19 protein-coding genes are annotated in these 22,828 nt (G+C 69.9%); 12 read left to right on the top strand and 7 right to left on the bottom strand.

The genetic code is table 11. From position 1 onward, the window contains the following. The first annotated feature begins 100 nt into the window (after positions 1-100). The 5 genes from IEY84_RS19955 (at position 101) to IEY84_RS19935 (ending at position 7,760) form a co-directional block, all read left to right on the top strand. A complete protein-coding gene (locus IEY84_RS19955; RefSeq protein ID WP_229788860.1) occupies positions 101-1,540 on the top strand; it encodes a pyridoxal phosphate-dependent decarboxylase family protein in 1,440 nt (479 codons plus the stop codon). Further along, the gene (locus IEY84_RS19950; RefSeq protein WP_183546196.1) at positions 1,537-2,913 is read left to right on the top strand and encodes a lysine N(6)-hydroxylase/L-ornithine N(5)-oxygenase family protein; all 1,377 of its coding nucleotides are present in this window, start codon (positions 1,537-1,539) and stop codon (positions 2,911-2,913) included. The genes IEY84_RS19955 and IEY84_RS19950 overlap by 4 nt, the downstream gene beginning before the upstream one ends. Beyond that, positions 2,910-5,162, top strand: coding sequence for a GNAT family N-acetyltransferase (locus tag IEY84_RS19945; RefSeq protein WP_183546194.1), 2,253 nt, complete (start codon positions 2,910-2,912; stop codon positions 5,160-5,162). Before IEY84_RS19950 ends, IEY84_RS19945 begins: the two co-directional genes overlap by 4 nt. Before the next feature lie 112 nt (positions 5,163-5,274). Continuing rightward, on the top strand, positions 5,275-7,272 hold the full coding sequence (locus tag IEY84_RS19940; RefSeq protein WP_183546192.1) for a penicillin acylase family protein: 1,998 nt from the start codon (positions 5,275-5,277) through the stop codon (positions 7,270-7,272). After that, positions 7,263-7,760: a GNAT family N-acetyltransferase gene (locus tag IEY84_RS19935; protein ID WP_183546190.1), complete on the top strand. Its 498-nt coding sequence runs from the start codon at positions 7,263-7,265 to the stop codon at positions 7,758-7,760. Before IEY84_RS19940 ends, IEY84_RS19935 begins: the two co-directional genes overlap by 10 nt. A 141-nt stretch (positions 7,761-7,901) precedes the next feature. Here IEY84_RS19935 and IEY84_RS19930 read toward each other — a convergent pair whose 3' ends face one another. After that, positions 7,902-8,399, bottom strand: a complete 498-nt coding sequence (locus tag IEY84_RS19930; RefSeq protein WP_183546188.1) for a hypothetical protein — start codon at positions 8,397-8,399, stop codon at positions 7,902-7,904. Positions 8,400-8,494: 95 nt separating this feature from the next. Here IEY84_RS19930 and IEY84_RS19925 point away from each other — a divergent pair, with 95 nt between their 5' ends. The 4 genes from IEY84_RS19925 (at position 8,495) to IEY84_RS19910 (ending at position 14,708) form a co-directional block, all read left to right on the top strand. Beyond that, entirely contained in the window at positions 8,495-10,813 is a 2,319-nt protein-coding gene (locus IEY84_RS19925) for an HAD-IB family hydrolase (RefSeq protein WP_229788858.1), read from the top strand. Next, entirely contained in the window at positions 10,813-12,003 is a 1,191-nt protein-coding gene (locus tag IEY84_RS19920; protein WP_183546186.1) for a zinc-dependent alcohol dehydrogenase, read from the top strand. Before IEY84_RS19925 ends, IEY84_RS19920 begins: the two co-directional genes overlap by 1 nt. 25 nt (positions 12,004-12,028) lie before the next feature. Then, the gene (gene larAH, locus IEY84_RS19915; RefSeq protein WP_183546184.1) at positions 12,029-13,609 is read left to right on the top strand and encodes an NPN-dependent hydroxyacid isomerase, LarAH14/15/16 family; all 1,581 of its coding nucleotides are present in this window, start codon (positions 12,029-12,031) and stop codon (positions 13,607-13,609) included. Between the two features lie 166 nt (positions 13,610-13,775). Further along, positions 13,776-14,708, top strand: coding sequence for a lysophospholipid acyltransferase family protein (locus tag IEY84_RS19910; RefSeq protein ID WP_183546183.1), 933 nt, complete (start codon positions 13,776-13,778; stop codon positions 14,706-14,708). A gap of 26 nt (positions 14,709-14,734) precedes the next feature. On the opposite strand, the gene IEY84_RS19905 is transcribed toward IEY84_RS19910, so the two are convergent. Beyond that, entirely contained in the window at positions 14,735-15,817 is a 1,083-nt protein-coding gene (locus IEY84_RS19905; protein WP_183546181.1) for a baeRF2 domain-containing protein, read from the bottom strand. A gap of 43 nt (positions 15,818-15,860) precedes the next feature. Next, on the bottom strand, positions 15,861-16,295 hold the full coding sequence (locus tag IEY84_RS19900; protein WP_183546179.1) for a hypothetical protein: 435 nt from the start codon (positions 16,293-16,295) through the stop codon (positions 15,861-15,863). Between the two features lie 149 nt (positions 16,296-16,444). On the opposite strand from IEY84_RS19900, the gene IEY84_RS19895 reads away from it, so the two are divergent. Both IEY84_RS19895 and IEY84_RS19890 read left to right on the top strand, forming a co-directional pair. Next, positions 16,445-16,780, top strand: coding sequence for a hypothetical protein (locus tag IEY84_RS19895; RefSeq protein ID WP_183546177.1), 336 nt, complete (start codon positions 16,445-16,447; stop codon positions 16,778-16,780). Between the two features lie 8 nt (positions 16,781-16,788). After that, a complete protein-coding gene (locus tag IEY84_RS19890; RefSeq protein WP_183546175.1) occupies positions 16,789-17,661 on the top strand; it encodes a serine/threonine-protein kinase in 873 nt (290 codons plus the stop codon). A gap of 41 nt (positions 17,662-17,702) precedes the next feature. On the opposite strand, the gene IEY84_RS19885 is transcribed toward IEY84_RS19890, so the two are convergent. The 3 genes from IEY84_RS19885 to IEY84_RS19875 are packed head-to-tail and all read right to left on the bottom strand — an operon-like array spanning position 17,703 to position 20,081. Beyond that, positions 17,703-18,368, bottom strand: coding sequence for a response regulator transcription factor (locus IEY84_RS19885; RefSeq protein WP_183546173.1), 666 nt, complete (start codon positions 18,366-18,368; stop codon positions 17,703-17,705). After that, entirely contained in the window at positions 18,353-19,846 is a 1,494-nt protein-coding gene (locus IEY84_RS19880) for a sensor histidine kinase (protein ID WP_229788857.1), read from the bottom strand. Before IEY84_RS19880 ends, IEY84_RS19885 begins: the two co-directional genes overlap by 16 nt. Beyond that, positions 19,809-20,081, bottom strand: coding sequence for a small secreted hydrophilic protein (locus IEY84_RS19875; protein WP_183546171.1), 273 nt, complete (start codon positions 20,079-20,081; stop codon positions 19,809-19,811). Before IEY84_RS19875 ends, IEY84_RS19880 begins: the two co-directional genes overlap by 38 nt. Positions 20,082-20,199: 118 nt before the next feature. On the opposite strand from IEY84_RS19875, the gene IEY84_RS19870 reads away from it, so the two are divergent. Beyond that, the gene (locus tag IEY84_RS19870) at positions 20,200-21,741 is read left to right on the top strand and encodes a class I adenylate-forming enzyme family protein (protein WP_183546169.1); all 1,542 of its coding nucleotides are present in this window, start codon (positions 20,200-20,202) and stop codon (positions 21,739-21,741) included. Between the two features lie 6 nt (positions 21,742-21,747). Here the strand turns inward: IEY84_RS19870 and IEY84_RS19865 are convergent, their stop codons facing one another. After that, the gene (locus tag IEY84_RS19865; RefSeq protein ID WP_183546167.1) at positions 21,748-22,701 is read right to left on the bottom strand and encodes an intradiol ring-cleavage dioxygenase; all 954 of its coding nucleotides are present in this window, start codon (positions 22,699-22,701) and stop codon (positions 21,748-21,750) included. Positions 22,702-22,828 lie beyond the last annotated feature (127 nt).

Below are 22,828 nucleotides of genomic sequence, written 5' to 3'. Positions count from 1 at the left end.
GTGATCGTCCTCTCTTCGACCCGCCCATCTGGCGGAGATGCGTTTAGGGTAGCCTCACTTAGGCTTGCCTAACCTAATCACCCTCGGATGAAGGAGACCAGTGAGCGCACCGCACGTGGAGCATCTGTTCCACCCCGACAATGCTCGTGAGTACAGCAGCGGCATCACTGAAGCGATCAGACTGCTCGTCGACCAGCTCGCCACGCTCGCCGGACCCACCACCGGGATCTCGCCGGAGCTGGCCGCCAAGCCGGTCGACGAGGTGGACCTCGACGCCCCGCTCCTGGACGGCGCCGCTGCGTTGTCCGAGGTCAGCCGGCTGTGGCTCGAGGACGCGGTCTGGTTCCACGACCCGTCCTACGCCGCCCACCTGAACTGCCCCGTCGTCATCCCCGCTCTCGTCGGAGAGCTGCTGATCGCGGCGGTCAACACCTCGATGGACACCTTCGACCAGTCCGTCGGCGGCACCTTCATGGAACGTCGTCTCATCGACTGGACCGCGGCCCGCGCCGGCTACCCGGAGGCGACCCGCGACGGCATCTTCACCAGCGGTGGCAGCCAGTCGAACCTGCAGGCGCTGCTGCTCGCCCGCGGCGAGGCGGAGCGCCGCGGCGTACCTCTGGACCGGCTGCGCTTCCTCACCTCCGCGGACAGCCACTTCTCCATCGCCAAGTCGGCGCGTCTGCTCGGCATGGGCGATGCGGCCGCGATCGCGATCCCGACCGACGCCGACCGCCGGATGGACGTCGTCGCTCTCCGGGCCGCACTCGACGACTGCGTCGTCGACGGTCTCGTCCCCGCGGCCGTCGTAGCCACCGCGGGCACCACCGATTTCGGTGTCATCGACCCGCTCCACGCGATCGCCGACGCCTGCCAGGACTTCAACGTCTGGTTCCACGTCGACGCGGCGTACGGCGGTGGACTGCTCGCCTCGCCGAGGTATCGCCACCTGCTCGACGGCATCGAGCGGTCGAACTCGATCACGATCGACTACCACAAGACCTGGTTCCAGCCGGTCTCCTCCAGCGCGCTACTGGTCCGCGACCTGGCGACCATGCAGCACGCCTCCTGGTACGCCGACTACCTCAACCCGCGGGAGTCGGAGAACCCCAACCAGGTCGACAAGTCCCTGCAGACCACCCGTCGCTTCGACGCGCTCAAGCTGTGGCTGACGCTGCGCACGATGGGCGCCGACCAGATCGGCGCCTACCTGGAGACCGTGATCGACCTGGCGCGCGAGGTCTACGACATCCTCAGCGTGCAGCCCGACATCGAGGTCATCACGCCCTCCCAGCTCTCCACGGTCGTCTTCCGCTACGTCGACCCGCACCTGGACGAAGACGCCCTCGGCGACCTCAACCGCCGCATCCGAGCCGAGATGTGGAGCGGCGGACGCAGCGTCGTCGCGGCCACCAAGGTCGACGGCCGGCAGTTCCTCAAGCTGACCCTGCTCAACCCCAAGGCCACCGTCTCGGACGTGCTCGACATCATCGAGCAGGTCCGTACGCTGGGCCGCGCCGTTCCGGAGGTCGCCCGATGACCACGCCCACGACTGTGTTTACCGACTCAGCTCGCGTCCACGACCTGATCGGGATCGGGCTCGGCCCGTTCAACCTCGGGCTGGCCGCACTCGCCGACCCGATCGACGAGCTCGACTGTCTCTTCCTCGAGGCCCGCGACCGGTTCGACTGGCACCCGGGCATGCTGCTCGACGACGCCACCCTGCAGGTGCCGTTCATGGCCGACCTGGTGACGATGGCCGACCCGACCTCGCGGTTCAGCTTCCTCAACTTCCTCAAGCAGACCGGCCGGATCTACCCGTTCTACATCCGCGAGAACTTCCTTCCCCACCGCCGTGAGTACAACCAGTACTGCCAGTGGGTCGCCGAGCGGCTGGACTCTGTCCGGTTCGGACAGCAGGTGACCTCGGTGGAGCACGACGGCGAGACGTACGTCGTCACCACCGCCTCCGGCCAAGGCGATCGAACGCAGACCCATCGGACAAAGCGGCTGGTGCTCGGGACCGGGACGAGCCCGCGGGTGCCCGAGTGCGCGGCCGAGGCCGTCGCCGCGGAGGGGCCGGCGCTGCACAGTGCTGAGTACCTGGCCCGCAAGGACGAGCTCGTCAGCCGGCGCAGCATCACCGTCGTCGGCAGCGGGCAGTCGGCCGCCGAGGTCTACCTCGACCTGCTGACCGCTCAGCCCGACCACGACTACCAGCTGGCCTGGCTGACCCGCAGCCCGCGGTTCTTCTCGATGGAGTACACCAAGCTCACCCTCGAGCTGACCTCCCCGGAGTACTCCGCCTACTTCCAGGCGCTTCCCAGCGAGAAGCGCGACCGGCTGCTGAAGGCGCAGCAGAGCCTCTACAAGGGCATCTCGGGCGACACGATCGACGCGATCCACGAGGCGCTCTACACCCGCTCTGTCACCGAGACGGCGGAGACCACGCTGCTGACCAACACCGAGGTACGCGGCGTGACCCGCACCGAGAGCGGCTACCACCTCGCGCTGCACCACGTGGAGCAGGAGGAGGACTACGAGATGGCGACCGAGGCGCTCGTCCTCGCCACCGGCTACCGCGCCGGTATCCCGGCCTTCCTAGAGCCTGTCCGCGACCGGCTCCGCCTGGACGAGCAGGGGCGCTACGCCGCCAGCTCGACCTTCTCGGTCGACACCGCCGACCGCGAGATCTGGGTGCAGAACGGCGAGGAGCACACCCATGGTTTCGTCGCCCCCGACCTCGGCATGGGCGCCTACCGCAGCTCGGTGATCCTCGCCGCCATCCTCGGCCGGGAGCCGTACCCGGTCGAGAAGCGGGTCGCCTTCCAGGAGTTCGGCGTCCCGGACCGCTTCAAGATTCAGCCCGGGGTCTCGACAAGCTCGACCACCGTAGATATGGAGAACCGATGAGGATCACGATCGAGCCGCTCCAGATCGAGGCCCACCTCGCCACCGTCCACTCCTGGGTGACCCACCCGCGCTCGGCGTACTGGATGATGCTGGACGCCACGCTGGAGGACGTCGCCGCGGAGTACGCGCGCATCGCCGGCCACCCGCACCACGACGCCTGGCTCGGCCGGGTCGACGGCGTGCCGGCATTCCTGGTCGAGACCTACGATCCCGCGCACAGCGAGCTCGCGGGGATCACGCACGTGCCCGACCTGGAGCAGGGCGACCTGGGCATGCACGTGCTGGTCGCGCCCACCTCCGGCGAGCCGGTCTCCGGCTACACGACGCGGGTCTTCCGGGCCGTCATGCGGCACTGCTTCGCGGACCCCGGCGTGCGTCGCGTGGTGGTCGAGCCGGACGTACGCAACGAGCCGATCCGCCGCAAGAACACCGAGGCGGGGTTCGTCGAGCTGCGCGAGATCAGCATCGGCGAGAAGACCGCGATGCTCTCCGTCTGCACCCGGGAGATGTACGCAGCCGCCCACCTGCGCCCGGAGAACCTGCGCGTCGCGCACCGCCACCTGGTCGCCAAGGCGATCGCAGAGTTTAGCCACGAGCGGATGATCGCCCCTGTGGCGACCGACACGGGCTGGGAGCTGCAGGGGCCGTCCTCGACCTACACCTTCGCCGCCCGCCGCTTCCAGCTCGAGCACTGGGTCGTGGACCCGGCCTCGATCGTACGGCGGGCTGAAGGGGTGGAGGCCGAGGTCGACGCGCAGGCGTTCGTCGCCGAGTTCGCGCCCGATCTCGGGATCCCGGGCAAGCTGCTGCCGACCTACCTGGAGGAGCTGGCGGCCACCATCGCCTCAGCCTGCTGGAAGCTCGAGCACCAGACGCTGACGGCCGCCGACCTGGTCGACGCCGATCACCAGAGCGTCGAGGGCGCGATGAGCGAGGGCCACCCGGCCTTCGTCGCCAACAACGGCCGGATCGGCTTCGACATCGACGACCACGCGCGCTGGGCGCCGGAGACGAGCAACGACCTGAGCCTGGTGTGGGTCGCCGTCTCGCGGGACCAGTCCCACCTGGCTCTGGGTCGTGGCGAGGACGAGCGAGCGCTCTACGAGTCCGAGCTCGGCGAGGCGACGCTGGCCCGGTTCGCGGCGAAGCTGCGCGGGCTGGGGCTCGATCCGGACGGGTTCCGCTACTTGCCGGTCCACCCGTGGCAGTGGCGCCACAAGCTGGCGGTCACCTTCGCCACCGACGTCGCCGCGCGCCGGATCGTGCTGGTCGGCGAGGGTGAGGACGTCCACCGCCCGCAGCAGTCGATCCGGACGTACTTCAACACCAGTCGTCCCGAGCGGCACTACGTCAAGACCGCGCTGTCGATCCAGAACATGGGCTTCATGCGGGGGCTCTCGCCGGCCTACATGGCGGCCACCCCGGTCATCAACGACTGGGTCGCCGACCTGGTCGAGGGCGACGCGGAGCTGAAGGAGCGGGGCTTCGGAGTGCTGCGCGAGCTGGCCTCGATCGGCTGGACCGGCGACATCTTCCACGCCCTGCCGAACCCGTCGCCCTACCGGAAGATGATCGCCGCGCTGTGGCGGGAGTCGCCGGTGCCACGCCTCTCCGAGGGTGAGCGGTGCGCGACGATGGCGGCGCTGCTCCACCGCGACGCCGCCGGCGCCTCGTACGCGGCCGAGCTGGTCCGCGCCTCCGGGCTGCCCGCCCGGGAGTGGGTGCGCAGCTACCTCGACGCCTACCTGCGGCCACTGGTGCACTGCCTGCTGGCGTACGACCTGGCGTTCATGCCGCACGGCGAGAACCTGGTGATGGTGCTGCGCGACCACGTCCCGGTGCGGATGTTCATGAAGGACATCGGCGAGGAGGTGGCGGTGATGGGCGATCTGCCGCTGCCGGAGGAGGTCTCCCGGATCCGCGGCTCCTTCCCGGACGATGTGAAGGCGCTGGCCGTCCACACCGACATCTTCGACGGAGTGCTGCGCTACGTCGCCGCGATCCTCGATGATGAGGGGGTGCTGCCGGAGACCGAGTTCTGGGCCGAGACGCGAGCCTGCATCGTCGACCACGCCGCGGACCACCCCGAGCTGGCTGATGCGGTCGCGCGCTACGACTTCCTCCGCCCGCGCTTCCGTCACTCGTGCCTCAACCGGCTCCAGCTGCGCAACACCCTGCAGATGGTCGACATCACCGACCAGGCCGAGTCGCTCATGTTCGCCGGCACGCTGGCCAACCCGATCGCATGAGCGGGGCGGATGTTCACCGAGGTAACTCGGTCAGCGGTCACTTCCTTCGTGGAGTTCGGCGAAGGAAGTGTGCACTCACCGAGGTAACTCGGTCAGCATCCAGGGCGGACGCATGAGCATCTGGCGAGATCAGTGGGGAATTCCGCATGTACGCGGTGCCTCGCTGACCGAGGTCGCCCGGCTGCAGGGCTGGGCCACCGCGCGAGACCGCGCGTGGCAGCTGGAGATCGAGCGGCTGCGCGGCGAGGGCCGCGCCGCCGAGCTGCTCGGCCCGGCCGGGGTCGGGTGGGACACCTTCGCGCGCCGTGCCCGGCTGGAAGCGGTCGCACGGGAGTCGTTCGAGCGGCTCGATCAGGAGACCCAAGAGTTCCTGACTGCGTACGTCTCGGGGGTCCGCTCCGGGCTGGAGGGGGCTTCGTGTCCGGAGCTCGACGGGCCAGATGGACTCGGGCCGGCGCCGGGGACCTGGCAGCCGTGGACGCCGCTGGCAGTGTTCTGGGTGCAGCAGATCCTCTTCGGGTCGTTCCCCTCGAAGCTCTTCAGCGCCCGGGCGGCGCGGGTGCTCGGAGCCGACGCCGAGCTGTTCCGCACCGAAGGGTTGACCGGGGGACTGTCCGGCGGTTCCAACGCGTACGCCGTCGGCGGCGGCCGCACCCGAGCCGGCGCGCCGATCGTGGCCGGTGATCCGCACCGGGTCTTCGAGGCGCCCAACGTCTATCTCCAGGTGCGCCTGGCGTGCACCGACCCCGACGACGCCTTCGACGTGGTCGGGATGACCTTCCCCGGCATACCTGGCGTGCAGCACTTCGCGCACGCCGGTCAGGTCGCGTGGGGGATCACCAACGCGATGGCCGACTACCAGGATCTCTACCGCGTCGACCTGCGCTCGGGCAGCGAGGTGGTGCGACGCAGCGTGGAGACGGTGCTCGTACGCGGCCAGGAGCCGGTCGAGGTCGAGGTGCTGGAGACCGACCGCGGGCCGGTGGTCCTCGGCGGTTCCGACGAAGGCTGGGGAGAGGTCTTGCGCTCACCCGGCCACGAGCTCGGCGACCTCGGCTTCGGGGCGCTGCTGCCGCTGCTGCGGGCCCGATCCGTCGCGGATGTCGAGGCCGCCGTGGAGCGCTGGGTCGAGCCGGTCAACAACTGGGTGATCGCCGACGTGGCGGGCGACGTCGTCCACACCGCCGGCGGCCGGGTGCCGCGGCGCGACGAGGCGGGGGAGTGGACCGGCTGGGTCGACCCGCTGCCCCGGCGCACGGCGTCTACGGACGGCTCTGTCGTGACCGCCAACGACCGATGCATGCCGGAGTTCGACGTGCTCGCGGCCGGATTCGCGCCGCCGTTCCGCGCGCACCGGATTGCGCAGCTCCTCGACGAAGCCGGTCCTCTCGACGCGGATCACGCGGTGGCGGTGCTCGCCGACACCACCCAGACCGCGGGCGCGCCGCTGCTCGCGCTGGTCCCGGTCGACCTGCACCCCCGGGGCCTGGCCGAGTGGGACGGCGCGATGGACGGCTCACCCGGTGCGGCCTGGTACGCCGCGCTGCGAGCCGAGGTCGTCGACCGGATCTGCGCCGCACCAGTCCTCGCGCCGCTGCGGGAGCCGTCGGAGCACGGCCCTCTCTATGAGCCGTGGTTCAGCCTGTCCGCGCGGGTGGCCAGCGCCCTGCACATCATCCTGGCCGCGGAGAAGCCCTTCGGTCTGGACCCGCGAGCGCTCGTCGCCGACGCGGCGAAGGCCGTACGTGACGCCGACCCTGAGCCGACGACCTGGCCGGATCAACACCGCTTCTGGCCGCTGCACGCGCTGGAGCAGTTCGACCTCCCGCACACCCGGACCGCCCCCGCCACCCCGCTGCCCGGTGACACCGACACCGTCCGCTGCAACGCCTGGATCCCAGGCACTTCCGTGACCGTCCGGGGTTCGGTGGCGCGCTACGCCTGGGACCTGGCCGACCGCGACAACAGCCGCTGGGTCGTACCGCTGGGTGTCAGTGGTGACCCGGACGACCCCCACCACACCGATCAGCACGACACCTGGGCCCGCGGAGGCGCGGTCCGCGTCGTCACCGACTGGTCCCTGCTCACCGAGGAGAAGACATGCCCCTAACCATTCGTGACCTGAAGCCGTCGGCCGACATCGATCTGCTGTGCGACTGGCTGCACGACGATCGGGCCCAGTTCTGGGGCATGGTCGAGAAGCCGCGCGGGGAGATCGAGGAGATCTACACGTGGCTGCAGGAGCAGCCCCATCTGGCTGCGTACATCGTCGAGCTCGACGGAGATCCGGTCGCGCTCTTCCAGACCTGGGATCCCGAGGTCGACGAGCTCGGCACCTTCTACGATCGCCGCCCCGGCGACATCGGCGTCCACCTCTTCCTGGCCGACACCCCGACCCGCAAGGGCCGGACGGAGGAGGTCCTCGAGTTCTTCATCGAGGAGGTCATCTCCAAGTCCGGCGCCCGCCGCGCCGTCGTCGAGCCCGACGCCTCCAACGAGGCCTCCCTCGCCAGGCTCGACGACTACGGTTTCAAACGCGGCCCTGTCGTTCAGCTTCCGCACAAGGTCGCCCAGTACGCCTTCCTCGACCTTCCGTGACACGCCGAGCCGTCACTTTCTGACGCCGAGGGGTCAGTTCTTGACGACGAGGCGTCGGTTTCTGATGACGCCAGAAACCGACGCTTCGACCCCAGAAACTGACCTCTCGCGCTCAGAAAGTGACGTCTCGGCGGGCTGGGGCTAGGAGTCGGCGACCATCTCGACCAGGCGACCCATGGCGCTCAGCTCCGCATCATGGACGCCTTCGTCAGGAACGATGACTAGGGACCAGAGCCGGCTGCCGATGGCGACATTGCCGACGACGAGGTCGCCATCGTCGTGATTCTCGATGCAGACGAACGCGCGGTCGCCGATCTCGACAGGCGAGGGAGAGGCGATGCAGGCCTTCCGGCTCGCGTCGAGGCCCGCTTCGACGGCGGTGTCGACGAGGGTGGTCACGAAGATCGCGCCCCGGTCGCTGGTGTAGGTGCAGACGTCGTCGTCAGCGGTGTTGTCCCAGACTCCGGGGATGGCGCTGGCGACCTGGGCAGGCTCGAAGAGGCAAGGGCCACCGGCCTCGACGGGTGAGGAGGTCGCGGGGCTCGGCCCGGGGCTGCTGGTGGTGGGGTCCCCGGAGCCGCAGCCCGCGAGAGCGGTCGCGAAGAGGACGGCCGCGGCGCTGAGCAGCTTCCTCGACACGTGTGTCTCCTCGGGTTCGGTGTTCCATGCAGTTTCTCAGGTCGAGCCCGGAAAAGGAGTCCCGGGGGTTGCCTCGAGCGGGCACAATCACATCCGTGACCTCGGACCTAGAGCAGGGAACCAACCAGGACGACACCCGGGCCTCCATCCGGGAGAGGCTTGCGGGACAGCATGTGCTGCTCACCGGGGTGACCGGGTTCGTCGGCGAGGCGCTGCTGCATCTGCTGCTGACCGAGGTGCCGGACGTACGCCTCAGCGTCCTCGTCCGACCCAAGGGGTCGATCTCGGGAGCCGAGCGGATCGCGAAGATGCTGGCCAAGCCGATCTTCGAGACGGTCGCGGACGCGGAGGTGAACGTCGTCGAGGGCGATCTCTCCGATCCACCCGCGCTGCCCGGTGACCTGGACGCCGTGGTGCATTCCGCGGGCGACGTCTCTTTCGACCCGCCGGTCGACGAGGGGTTCATCACCAACGTCGTCGGTGTGCGTGAGCTGCTCAGGCGGATCGAGGAGACCGGTCGCGACGTCCACTATCTGCACGTCTCCACGGCGTACGTCTCCGGTCGACGCCGCGGACACATCCCCGAGGGCCCTGTCGACCACTCCGTCGACGTCGAGGCCGAGCTCGCCTGGGGGCTGGCGCAGCGTGCAGCGGTCGAGGAACGCTCGCGCAGCGTCGAGGTGATCTCCAAGCTGCGCAAGCAGGCCGAGCGCGAGCACGGTCGCGCGGGCATGATGACGGCCGCCGCTGCCGCCGAGGAGGCGCGCAAGCAGTGGGTCAAGAAGGAGCTCGTACGCCTCGGCACCGAGCGGGCGCGCTCGCTGGGCTGGACCGACTGCTACACCTTCACCAAGGCGCTGGGGGAGCGGGTCGTCGAGGGCTATGCCGCGACCGGGCGGCGGGCGACGATCTACCGTCCGGCGATCATCGAGTCGTCTCTCGCCCGCCCGTATCCGGGCTGGATCGAGGGTTTCAAGATGGCCGAGCCGCTGATCCTGGCCTACGGACGCGGCGAGCTTCCGCTCTTCCCCGCAGCCGCCGACACGACCGCCGACATCGTGCCGGTCGACCATGTCGTCGCCTCGATCGTGGCCTGTCTGGCACACCCACCGGAGCCGGGGAAGCCGGCCTACTTCCATCTCGCCTCCGGCGACCGCAACCCGCTCACCTTCGGGATGCTCTACGAGAGCGTGCGCGCCTATTTCGAGAAGGAGCCGTTCGCAGCAGGTGACCGGGGTGCGGCGAGGCTGCCGGAGTGGACCTTCCAGGGCGGGGCCTCGGTCGAGCGGCTGATGGCCACCGGGGAGAAGGTGCACAAGATCGCCGACACCCTCCTCGGGCTGGCGCCGCGCAGCGACCGGACCCGGGGCTGGGCCCGCGACCTGGACCGGCAGGGGCGGCGCCTGCAGTTCCTGCGGCGCTACCTGGACCTCTACAAGGAATACGCCCAGGCCGACCTGCGCTTCGTCGACACCAACACGCTCTCGCTCTACCGGTCGCTGTCGCCGGCCGACCAGGAGACGTTCGCCTTCGACACCGCGGTCATCGACTGGCACGCCTATCTCCACGACATCCACGTGCCCTCGGTGACCAAGCCGGTCCGTGATCTCGACGAGCTGCGCAAGCTGCGGAAGCGACCGGTCGCCGGTGCCCTGCCGCAGGTCTCGGCAAGCTCGACCACCGAAGGCACAGGCTCCGCTGCCGACGGCGGCCGGGTCGCCGCCTTCTTCGACCTCGACGGCACGCTGATGTCCTCCAACGTGATCGAGACCTATCTGTGGCTGCGGCTCGGTGAGCTCTCCGGCACGGCCAAGGCGGCGGAGATCGCGCGGGTGGCGGGCAAGGTGCCCAAGTACGTGTGGGCGGACCGCGCGGAGCGGAGCACGCTGCTGCGTACGGTCTATCGGGAGTACGCTGGCGCGCGGCTCTCCGACCTGGACGAGCTCGTCGACGAGCACCTGACCACGCACATCCTCGGGCGCCTGGCCCCGGACGCGGTCCGACGGATCCGGGAGCACCGCGCTGCAGGGCACGTGACGGTGCTGGTCACCGGTGCGATCCGACCGCTGACCAGGCCGTTGATGCCGCTGTTCGACCACATCGAGGCGGCCGACCTGGCCATCGACGACCGCGGGGTCTGCACCGGCCACCTGTCCGCCTCGCCGCTGGTCGGTGAGTCGCGGGGTGCGTTCGTCCGGGAGTGGACCCGCCGCGAGGGCATCTCGCCCGCCGACTGCTTCGCCTACGCCGACTCACACTCCGACCTCCCGCTGCTCGCGGCGGTCGGGCGCCCGGTCGCGGTCCGTCCCGACGTACCCCTCTTCCGGCACGCCAAGAGGTCGCACTGGACGATCGTCGACTGGGAGTCGCCTGCGCATGCGACCCGTACGCTCGACCCGGCGGGGAGGCACTGATGCTCGCGCTCGAGATGTACCGCAGCGTCGCCAAGACGGCGCTGGGGAAGGTCGCCGGCGGACGCTTGCCGCTGCTGCTGACCGGCGCCGCGGCGCCGTTGCGGATGGTGACGCTCGACGCGCCGAAGGTCGAGCACGAGGGATGGGCTCGGCTGCGGGTCTCCCTCTCCGGCATCTGCGGGTCCGACCTGGGGATGCTGTCGGGGAGGACGAGCCTCTACTTCCAGCCCCTGGTGAGCCTGCCGTTCGTCCCCGGCCACGAGATCGTGGGCGAGCTGCTCGATCCCTGCGGGGATCTCGAGGCGGGGACCCGCGTGGTCGTCGACCCGGTGTTGACCTGTGCCGCGCGTGGCCTCGACGCCTGTGAGGCTTGTGCGCGAGGAGAGACCAACCGGTGCTCCCGGATCACCGTCGGGGACATCTCCTCGGGGCTGCAGACCGGGTTCTGCCACGACACCGGCGGCGGCTGGTCGCAGCAGCTCTCGGTGCACCGCTCTCAGCTCCACGTCGTGCCGGAGGGCTACTCCGACGAGCAGGCGCTGCTCGCCGAGCCGGTCGCCTGTGCGGTCCACACGGCGCGAAGGGCCGCGGTCAGGCCGGGTGATCGGGTGCTGGTCTCGGGCGCCGGGGCGGTCGGGCTGCTGGCCACGCTCGCGCTGCGCGAGCTCACCGACGCCGGCGAGATCCTGGTCGTCGCCAAGCACGCCCACCAGCGCGAGCTGGCGCTGGAGTTCGGCGCCACCGAAGTGGTCGCACCGAGCGAGACGCTGCGCCGGATCAGGCGTGCGACCAGCGCTTTCATGATCGAGCCGGAGATGATGGCGGCGCCCTACCTGCTCGGTGGGGTCGACGTGACCGTCGACGCCGTCGGCACCAAGGAGTCGCTGCAGACCTGTCTGCACGCCACTCGCGCCGGTGGCCGTGTGGTGCTCTCCGGGATGCCCGCCTCGGCCGATCTGTCAGCGGCCTGGTTCCGAGAGCTGGAGGTCGTCGGGACGTACGCGTCCTCCCGCGGGACCGGCGACTTCGCGACCGCGCTCGACCTGGTCGGCCACGACGCCATGTGCCGCCTTGCCAAGACCGTCGCGCCCTACCCGCTCCACCGCTGGCGCGAGGCCCTGGACCATGCCCACTCAGCCGGTCGTCTCGGCACCGTCAAGGTGGCCTTCGACCCCCGCCAGACCAAATGATCCGTCGTCCAAAGGAGACTCATCGATGACTCGGCCAGGTTTCGTGCTCGAGGTCGACGACCGTACGCCGCCACTGCTCGTCCACGAGGGGCTCGGGTTCCGGCTCGAGGAGTTCCCGCAGGGCACCCGGGTGATCTACCCGCCGGAGTCGCTGCCGACGGTGCCCGACGTCGAGGAGGCGATCCGGGAGTCGCTGGAGAACCCGGTCGACTCCGAGCCGCTGCGCGAGCTGATGTTCCCGGGAATGCGGCTCACGATCGCCTTCGACGACCTCTCCCTGCCGCTGCCGACCATGAAGGCCCCCGACATCAGGGGCAGGATCATCGAGCAGGTGCTCACGATCGCGGCGGAGAAGGGCGTCGACGACGTCGAGATCATCGCGGCGCTGGCCCTGCACCGCCGGATGACCGACGCCGAGATGAGGCACATCGTCGGCGAGCGCGTCTTCCGCAGCTTCGCACCCTCCGGAAAGCTCTACAACCACGACGCCGAGGACCGGTCCAACCTCGAGCACATGGGGCAGACCGAGAAGGGCGAGGACGTCGAGATCAACAAGCGGGCGGCCACCTCCGACCTGCTGATCTACGTCAACGTCAACCTCGTCGCGATGGACGGCGGCCACAAGTCGGTCGGCATCGGGCTGGCGTCCTACAAGTCGATCAAGCACCACCACAACGCCAAGACGATGGTGCACTCGCGCTCGTTCATGGACCACAAGCACTCCGAGATGCACTCCTCCGCCTGGCGGATGGGGCGGCTGATCGGGGAGCACGTCAAGGTCTTCCAGATCGAGACGACGCTCGACAACGAGGTCTTCGGGAAGCCGTACGACACGCTGCTCAAGCGCGAGTGGGAGTGGTCGCTGCGCGACCAGGCGACCGTGCTCGGCCTGCGCCGCGGGCTGGCGGTCGCACCGCAGAAGATGCGTCACAAGATGTTCCACGACCTGCGGTCCAACTACGGGCTGACCGGGATCACCGCCGGTGCCGTCGAGCCGGTGCACGAGCTGACGGTGCAGCGCGTCCACCAGCAGCAGCGGGTCAAGGTCGAGGGCCAGTCCGACGTGATGGTGATGGGTGTGCCCTACCTCGGCCCCTACAACGTCAACTCGACCATGAACCCGATCCTGGCCGCCTGCATGGGGCTGGGCTACTACTTCAACTCCTACCTTCGGCAGCCGGTCGTGCGCGAGGGTGGCGTCGCGATCCTCTACCACCCGCTCGACGAGGGCTTCAACACCCTCACCCACCCCTCCTACGTGGACTTCTACGAGGAGGTGCTGGCCGACACCACCGACCCCGCGCTGATCGGGCCGAAGTTCGAGGAGCAGTTCGCGACCGATCCCTGGTACGTCCACCTCTACCGCACCTCGAACGCCTACCACGGCGTCCACCCGTTCTACATGTGGTACTGGATCGCGCACGCTCTCGACCACCTCGGCGACGTGATCTGGGTCGGCGGCAACCCCAAGGCTGCCGCGCGGATGGGCTTCCGGTCGGCGTCGACCCTGCGCGATGCGCTGGAGATGGCGAGCTCGACCGTCGGGCCGTCCCCGTCGATCACCTATCTCCGCAACCCTCCGCACCTGCTGGCGGACGTCCGATGAGCGCCATCACCGCTGGTCGAGCCGCGAGCGCCAGCGAGCGTGTCGAGACCAACACAGTCGAATCGAGCGCGGAGGGGACCGTGTTGGTTTCGACACGCCTCCGCCTAGCGGCTCCGGCGGCTCAACCAGCGGGGGCGGCTCGACCAGCGGGGGCGGGGTGGTCGGCATGAGCAGTTTCTGGAAGGACACCGCCCGCGACGTACGCCTCATGAAGCGGGGCTGGCGGTGGGGACACCGGGCGCAGGTGCCGCGGTCGGCGGAGCCGTTCGTGCCGCCGGCGACGACGACGGTCTTCGACAACGAGTGGTCGCGCAAGCCGGCCGCGCGGGCGGTCCGGGAGGTGGCCCAGGCGGGGCTCGAGGCGGTCTTCCGGTCGCAGGTGAAGACCCAGGTCGAGGGGCTCGACGTGCTCGAGCGGCTCGACGGGCCGGTGATCTTCGTGGCCAACCACGCCTCCCACCTGGACACCCCGCTGATCCTGCTGAGCCTCCCGGACGAGTGGCGGCGGCGTACGGCGGTGGCGGCCGCGGCCGACTACTTCTTCGACACCTGGTGGCGGGCGGTGGGCTCCTCGCTGGTCTTCAACACGCTGCCGATCGACCGCCGCGGGGGCGCGCTCGCGAACGCGCCCGGTGAGGTGCTCGCCGACGGCTGGTCGCTGGTCGTCTTCCCGGAGGGCACCCGTTCCAAGGACGGCACCGTCGGCCGGTTCCGGTCCGGTGCCGCCTACCTGGCCATCGAGTACGGCGTCCCTGTCGTCCCGATCGCCCATCGAGGCACCTACGCGGCGATGCCGCGTGGGGTGAGCTGGCCCGGTAAGGACAAGGCCGGCGGCCGACGCCAGCTGACCGTACGTTTCGGGGACCCGCTCCGCCCGACCGACGGCGAGTCGGTGCGCGAGTTCGCGCCCCGGATCCGGTCGGCGGTCTCGCGCCTGCTCGACGAGGACGCCACCGACTGGTACGCCTCGATGCGCCGGGCGGCCGAGGACCGCACCCCCGACCCGGCCGGCGAGGAGATCGCCGAGTGGCGCAAGGTCTGGGCGGCCACCGAGTCTCCCGACCCCGAGCCGGACAAGATCAGAGCCTGGCGCCGCTGAGCTCGAGCCGCTGAGGTCGAGCCGGCTCAGGCCCAGCGCAGCAGGGCGGCCACCGGTGCGTCGCCGAGCACGCCGGCGGGCAGGACGCACACCTCGGCGTCGGTGAGGACCGCTGCGGCGATGAGCGCCTCGCCGGCCTCGACCGGACCTGAGACGGGAGCCTCGCCGAAGGTGAGGCCCGGGTGATCCGCCGGGTCGAGCGTGTGGCCGGCCAGGGCGTCGGGGTCGATCAGCAGGGTCTCGACGCGGCCGGTGACGAAGGCGTCCGCGACGTCACGTACGCCGGTGGCCGCGCGGTCCCCTCTGCCCCAGGCCTCCTCGAGGCGCCGGACGAGCGCCGTGCGGCGGCGTACGACGCGGTCCATCAGCGCGCTGCGGATCGCGTCGTCACGGGCGTGCTCGCCGCCGTCGGCGGCGCGCTGCCCGCTCGACAGCTCGACGACCTCGACGGGTAGGTCGGCGAGGTCGTCGCGCAGCCTGCTCACCGAGCTCGGGTCGCCGCTGACGAGCACGAGGTCGTGGCCGTGGTCGCGGACCAGCCTGGTCACCTCGTCGGCGACCTTGTCGGCGTTGTGGCGCCAGACGTTGTCCGTGGTCTGCTGCATGCGGAAGGCTGCCCATCCGACGTTGTCCTGGATCTTGTGCACGTGCTCGAGCTCGTCGCCCTCGACGGTGGTCGTGCTCGTCGGCCGAGGCAGTCCCGAGTCCCACAGCGAGATCTCGCCGCCGGTGTGGTCGACCAGGACCAGCACGAACGACATCGAGGCGTCCCGGGCTGCGATCCAGGTGCCGAGATCGGGGAGCGCGTCCCAGGTCGCGACCTGGGACGGCACCTCGGCGACGGCGACCTGGTCGTAGGCGATCCCCTCAGGGGTCGCGACGACGACGCGCGCCACGGGCGCGGGCAGGCGTACGTTGGCCTCCAGTCTGTCGGAGACCTGGGCCACGACGTCCGGTGGCGCACCCTGCGCGGAGAGCTCCTCGCAGGCGGCGCGTACGCGCAGCTCCTTGGCGTGGGCCGCGTTCTCCGAGTCCTGGCTGACGTCGGCCAGGACAGTCGCGTACGGCCCGGGGCGGGTCAACAGGTTGGTGAGTCCAGCGGTGTCCATACCTTTGTGGTACCCACCACAGGCGCGCGTCACACGGGCTATCTCAGCCGCCTGCGCAGGTCACCTCGGTCACCTGCCACTCCTCGTCCTTGCCCTTCCCGGAGCGGGTGACGACGAGGGTGAAGACCGACTGGCCGCCGTCGGGCGTCAGCTCCACGACGGCGCCGGACTCGGTGAGGTCGGTCGAGGTGATGCGTACCTTCTCCAGGTGGCCACGTGCGTCAGCCGTCTTCTCGGTGGGCGGGGTCTGGACCGAGGGACAGGCTTGTGCCCACTGCGTCACCAGCTCCGGCTTCGCCTCGACCGTGGTCCAGCTCGTGGTGCGGGCGAACCGGCTGGCGGCGGTCTCGGCCTGCTCGGTGGCGTGCTCGCGGAAGCGTGAGCGCGAGTAGCCGTAGCCGGCGACCGAGATCAGCACCCCGACCAGCACCAGCACGCCGACCTTGAGCGCGATCTCGCGCCTCTCGCTGCTTTGCACGGGACGTTCCTACCACCACCGGCCGCAGGACCAGAACCGGCTCGCGGATGAGAGAGCTCTCATGGTCGTCTCACGGTCACCTCACCGCCGGTGGAGATGGTTCTCATATGGCGCCGGGAACACCCGGGGCACAACCGAGAGGACGAACCATGAAGAAGCTCCCGATGCTGCTCGCCACCGGCCTGGTCGGCGTGGTCGCCGCCGGTGCGATCACCTTCCAGAGCGCCGCGGCTGACGACGACTTCGCCAAGCGTGAGGAGAAGGCGAGCACGCAGGTCACCGCCGTCGACGACGATGACGACAACGACCTCGACGACGCGGACGACATCACCCGTGACGGTGCCGACGACGACGCCACCAACGGGACCGGCGTGACCCGGGCGACCAAGGACAACACCCGCGACAACACCCGCGACAACACCCGCGACAACACCAAGGACGGCGACACCAAGAACGACAAGACCAACGACAAGACCCAGGACTGAGCCCGCCGATGACCGACACCTGGGGCCTGGTCCAGGGTGACGCGATCACCCCCGAGCTGACCGCGACGCGGCTGCTCGGGGGCGGCTCGTCGTACGAGGCCTTCCTCGCCTTCGACGAGATCACCTACGGTCCGGTCGTGGCCAAGGTGCTGCGACCGGGGCTGGTCGGCAACGAGACCAGCCGCAACGCGCTGCGGCGCGAGATCGACGCCCTGACGAAGCTCAAGCACCCGGTCCTCGTCCGCGGCCTGCGTGAGGACGTCGACGCCGAGCGCCCGTACGTGGTGATGGAGCATGTCGAGGGTCCCAGGCTCTCGACGCTGATCCGCCGCCACGGGCGCCTCTCCGAGCAGCAGTACCTGCCGCTCGCGCTCGACCTCGCCTCGGCGCTGCACTACCTGCGCCGCTCCGGCTGGGTGCACCTCGACGTCAAGCCGAGCAACCTGATCATGGGCTCACCGGCCCGGCTGATCGACCTCTCCGTCGCTCGGCCCGTCGCCGCTGCGGCCGCGCTGCGCCACGAGATCGGCACCGACGCCTACATGGCGCCCGAGCAGTGCCAGCCCGGCGAGCGCGGCGAGGTCGGTTCGGCCAGCGACGTGTGGGCGCTGGGCGCGACCCTCTTCCACGCCGTCACCGGCGAAAGGCCGTTCCCCCATGGTGACCCTTCTGCCGCGGACCGCACCGAGCGCTACCCGCAGCTCGTCTCCCGGCCCGGCGACCTCCCCAGACGTACGCCGCCCGAGATCGTCAAGGTCATCGAGGCATGCCTCGCCCCGTCCGCCGGTGACCGGCCCGCTCCGGCCGAGATCGCCGAGACGGTCTCGCCCGCGCTGGAGCGGCTCCCGCGAGCCTCGCTGGGCGGCTTGCGACTCGGCTGATCCTCTGGACTGAATCCCCCGGGTCCGGGTCCGGGTCCGGGTCAGGGCTGGAAGCGGTAGCCCATGCCGCGTACGGTCTCGACCCGGGCCGATCCCAGCTTCTTGCGCAGGTAGCCGACGTAGACGTCGACGACGTTGGAGCCCGGGTCGAAGTCCATGCCCCAGGCCAGGTCGAGCAGCTGCGCGCGGGAGAGCACCTGCCCAGGGTGGCGCAGCAGCACCTCCGCCAGTGCGAACTCGCGCGCCGAGAGGTCGTTCTCGCGCCCGTCGACCCGCAGCCGCCGCGTACGCAGGTCCAGCGCCACCGACCCGGAGCGGAGCTCGCCCACTTCGGCGTCGGTGTTGTCCTGCTGCCGCAGGCGTACGTTGATCCGGGCCCGCAGCTCGGCGAAGCGGAAGGGCTTGGCCAGGTAGTCGTCGGCGCCACCCTCGAGCGCGGAGACGGTGTCGTGCACCGAGTCGCGGGCGGTGAGGACAACCACTGGCATCCGTGATCCCTGGGCGCGCAGCTGGTCGAGCACCTCGAAGCCGTCGATCGTCGGGAGACCGATGTCGAGGACCATCAGGTCGAAGGCGCCACTGAGCGCCTCCTCGAGTCCCTCCAGCCCGTCGGCGACGGTGCTGACCTGGTGGCCGTCGGCGCTCAGGCCCTTGGCCAGGAAGGCCGCGATGCGGTCCTCGTCCTCGACGATCAGGATGCGGGCCATGCCTCTCCTTCGGTGCGTGCGGGCAGGGTGATCGTGAAACGGGCGCCAGGTGGGGACGCCTCCTCGACGGCGACGCCTCCGCCGTGGGCGCGGGCGATCGCGGAGACGATCGCCAGACCGAGGCCGAGCCCCGGCCGGTCGCCCGAGCCGGTCTCGGCGCCACGTGCGAACCGGTCGAAGATCCGCTCCCTGTCCTCGGGCGGCACGCCGGGCCCGGTGTCGCGCACCCACAGCGTCAAGGTGCCGTCGACGGTCGCCGAGCCGACCGCGATCCGGTCACCGGGGGCGGTGTGGCCGGCGGCGTTGTCGCACAGCTGCAGCATCGCCTGGGTGATCCGTTGCGGGTCCAGGCGCCAGGTGCCGGGGGTGGCCGCGTCGAGATGCCAGTCGCGGTCGGCGAGCGCACTCGCCTTGGCCAGAATGTCCTCGGTGAGGGTGTCGACGTCGACCTCCTCCATGGTGAGGAAGTCGGGCCGGTCGTGCTTGGCCAGCAGGATCAGGTCGCCGACCAGGCGGCTCATCCGGTCGACCTCGTCCAGAGCCAGCCGCCGAGTCTGCTCGACCTCGGCCGGGTCGGACTCGTCGAGGAGCTCGAGGTGGCCGCCGATGATCGTCAGCGGCGTACGCAGCTCGTGGCCGGCATCGTCGAGGAACTGGCGCTGGTCGGTGAACGCCTGCTCGAGCCGGGCAAGCATGTCGTTGAAGTTCCTGGTCAGAGCAGAGATGTCATCATTCCCCGACTCGGGTAGACGCTCGGAGAGGTCGGTCGCGCTGACCGACCCGGTGGCATGTCTCAGCCTGGTCAGCGGGGCCAGCAGCCGCCCGGACTGCCAGGCGGCGACCAGCGTGACGAGCAGAGCGAGCAGACCGGCCACGATCGTGTAGGTCCGCATCGTGCTGCGCAGCTCGGCACGGTCCTCGTCGAGGTAGGAGACGACCAGGAGCGCTCCTTCGGTGGTGCCCTTCGCGCTGTCCTGCCGCACCGGCTGGCTGGTGATGCGTACCTCGCCCTGGGCCGTGTCGAGGTAGGTCGTGCCGCCGTTGATGGCGAGGTCTTCGACCGCGTTGTGGAACCGTGGCGAGTCGACCAGCGGATCCTTCGGGAACTGGGCGCGCGGTTTACCGTCGACCCACGCCACCAGGAGCTCGTCGTCGTCAGGCACGTTGCGCCGCAGGAAGGTCAGCAGCAGACCCTCGACGTTGAACGGCGCGCCCGTCTCGGGGTCGACGCCTTCCTGGCGCAGCCGGGCGAACTCGTCGAGCTCCTGCTCGACCTCGCGCTGCATCGACGCCTCGACGCGACGGAGCTCGACGACATAGACGATGAGCCCCGCGCCGGCCAGGGCGAGCGTCACCAGGAGCGCGACCGATGCGGTGATCCGGGCGCGCACCGACAGCCCCCGGCGCCGCGGGGGTGTGCTGATATCGGGTGGCTCAGGGTCAGTCGTCGTCATGCCGGTCGTCATCGCGGTCGTCATCGTCGTCATCATCATCGTCGACGGGTGCCGGGGAGATGACGGGGACGCGCGTAGACGGGCTCGGCGTGCCGGTGCTCGGCGTGCCGGTGCTGGGGGAGGTCGCGTCCGACGGCAGCACGACCGGCTCACGGGGCGGCGGGTCGTTCTCCGAGGCACCGGCGAACGACCCGGCGAGGTAGACGCCCACGATCATGACGACGGCGACGGGGAGAAGGAGCTTCAAGGTACGGGACATGACACTTCGATAGTGCCTGACCGCGGGGCCGTAGCGGGGATCCATGAGAGAGCTCTCATCGATGCGAGCTCTCATCGATACAGTGATCAGGGTCACGACATGCAACCGGAGGTAGCCCGTGTTCGTTCCGTTCAGCGTCAACGACTTCATCGACCGTGCCGCAGCCGTCTACGGCGAGCGGGTGGGGATCGTCGACGAGCCCGACCAGCCGGCTACCTCCCTCGGGGAGGTGACGTACGCCGAGATGAAGGCGCTCGCGAAGCGGATGGCGGCGAAGCTGGACGAGCTCGGCATCGGGGTGGGGGAGCGCGTCGCGATCGTGTCCCACAACTCCGCGCGGCTGCTGACCGCCTTCTACGGGGTCTCCGGCTACGGCCGGATCCTGGTGCCGGTCAACTTCCGGCTTCGGCCCGACGAGGTCGCCTACATCGTGGAGCAGTCGGGTGCCTCGGTGCTCTGGGTCGACCCCGAGATCGACGAGGCGCTGAAGGACGTGACCGCCAAGCATCGCTTCGTGCTGGGTGACGACGCCGCCCTCTATGCAGACGAGGGCGTCGAGCCGGTGCCGTGGGAGCCGGACGAGAACGCGACCGCGGCGATCAACTACACCTCCGGCACCACTGCCCGGCCGAAGGGCGTGCAGATCACTCACCGCAACATCTGGACCAACGCGCTGACCTTCGCGCTGCACGCCGGCTGCAGCGACCGCGACGTCTACCTGCACACGCTGCCGATGTTCCACGCCAACGGCTGGGGGATGCCGTTCGCGGCGACCGGTCTCGGCATCAAGCACGTGGTGCTGCGCAAGGTGGACGGGATGGAGATCCTGCGCCGCGTACGCGACCACGGGGTCACCTACATGTGCGCGGCCCCCGCGGTCGCTGCTGCCGTGCTCGACGCGATCCCGGAGTGGACCCGGACGGAGGGCGAGATCCCCGGCCGGGACAAGGTGCGGATCATCATGGCCGGTGCGCCGCCGCCGACGAAGACGGTCGTACGCGTCCAGGAGGAGCTCGGCTGGGAGTTCATCCAGATCTACGGCCTCACCGAGACCTCCCCGCTGCTGACCATCAACCGCACCCGCGCCGAGTGGGACGACCTCGACCCGATGGAGCGCGCGACGAGGCTGACCCGGGCCGGGGCGCCCGCGATCGGCGTGAGCCTCGACATCTCGGCCTCCAACGAGGTGCTGGCCCGGTCCAACGTGGTCCTGGAGGGCTACTGGGAGAAGCCCGAGGAGACCGAGAAGGCGCTGGCCGACGGCTGGTTCCACACCGGTGACGGCGGTTCGATCGGCGAGGACGGCTACCTCACCATCTCCGACCGCATCAAGGACGTGATCATCACGGGCGGCGAGAACGTGAGTTCCGCGGAGGTGGAGGACGTGCTCTTCCTCCACCCCTCGGTCGCCGAGGTGGCCGTCATCGGGATCCCCAGCGACAAGTGGGGCGAGACCATCCTCGCCCTCGTCGTCCTCGCCGAGGGCGCCTCGGCGACCCAGGAGGAGCTGATCGCCTGGTGCAAGGAGCGAGCCGCCGGCTACAAGGCGCCGACCGTCGTCGAGTTCCGCGACTCCCTGGCCCGCACCGCCACCGGCAAGCTGCAGAAGTTCAAGCTCCGCGAGCCCTACTGGGGCGACCGCGAGCGCAAGGTCAACTGACGTCGGTCACCGAGTCGGGGGCTCGGGCGGAGTGCCGCCCGGGCCGCCCCCACCCGGCGCCCCGCCCATGGTGGCTTCAGTGGTGGTGTCGACGGCGACGGCGAGCGAGCCTCGGTAACCGGCGCTCGGACTGCCGGTGAAGGTGCCCATCTCCAGGTCGTACCCGTCGCTGAAGACGTTGTCGGTCTCGAGGCTGACGCGGTTCAGGTTCTCGGTCGAGCCCTCGTAGGCGGCGTCCTGGTAGACCTTGGCGAGCATCTTCTCCGGGAAGGCGACCTGCGAGGTCGCGATCGCGTTCTCCCCGGTCGTGGCAGAGGCCGCGTCGGGGTAGACCTCGAAGTGCATGTGCGTCCAGCGGCCGTCGTAGCAGCCGGGGACGATGGTCTTGAACCTCACCTGCCCCGCCGCGTCGGCGACCTGGACCCCGCGAAGGTACGTCTCGTCCTCGACCCCCTCGGAGTACATCGAATACCGGCCCAGCGCGTCGCACTGCCACAGATAGACCGCGACACCCTCGAAGGGGACGTTGTCGTTGGCCATGTCGGTCACGGTGAAGGTGAACTCGAGCGGCACACCGTCGACCGTGGTGCCGCCGTCGAGGCTGGAGGTGATGTCGCTGCGTACGATCCCGGACTCGGTCAGCACGTTGGTCCCGTTGGTCCCGTCGGCCGGGTAGGGACCGTTGGTCTCCTGCGGGATCTCGCCGTCGGTCGTCGAGGGCGTCGTGGCGGCGGAGCCGGCCGAAGAGCCGGACGAGCTCGACGAGCCGGCCCCGCAAGCGGCCAGCGCGGCGGCGCCGACCCCGGCTCCGACGAGCCCGAGGATCCGGCGACGGCTCAGGAGGGTCGAGATGTCGAATCCCGCGCCCTGGTCGACCACCTCCTCCTCGGGACGGGCCAGTAGGCGACCTTCGAAGGCGGGACCTCGGGGAGTGTTCTCGGGTTCGGGCACGCGGCTCATGGCATCTCCTCGGTGTAGCTGTCTGCTGCGATGAGGAGACTCTGACGGATCGGTCCATGAGAACCATCTGCAGCGCCTGTGGGGTGTCTGTGGCGTCGTTGGCAGAAATCAGCCAGCCTGCTCGGAA

Origin of the sequence: Nocardioides albus, from assembly GCF_014648255.1 — a bacterium.
GTDB lineage: Bacteria > Actinomycetota > Actinomycetes > Propionibacteriales > Nocardioidaceae > Nocardioides > Nocardioides albus.
This window is presented reverse-complemented; position numbering and strand designations above follow the sequence as displayed.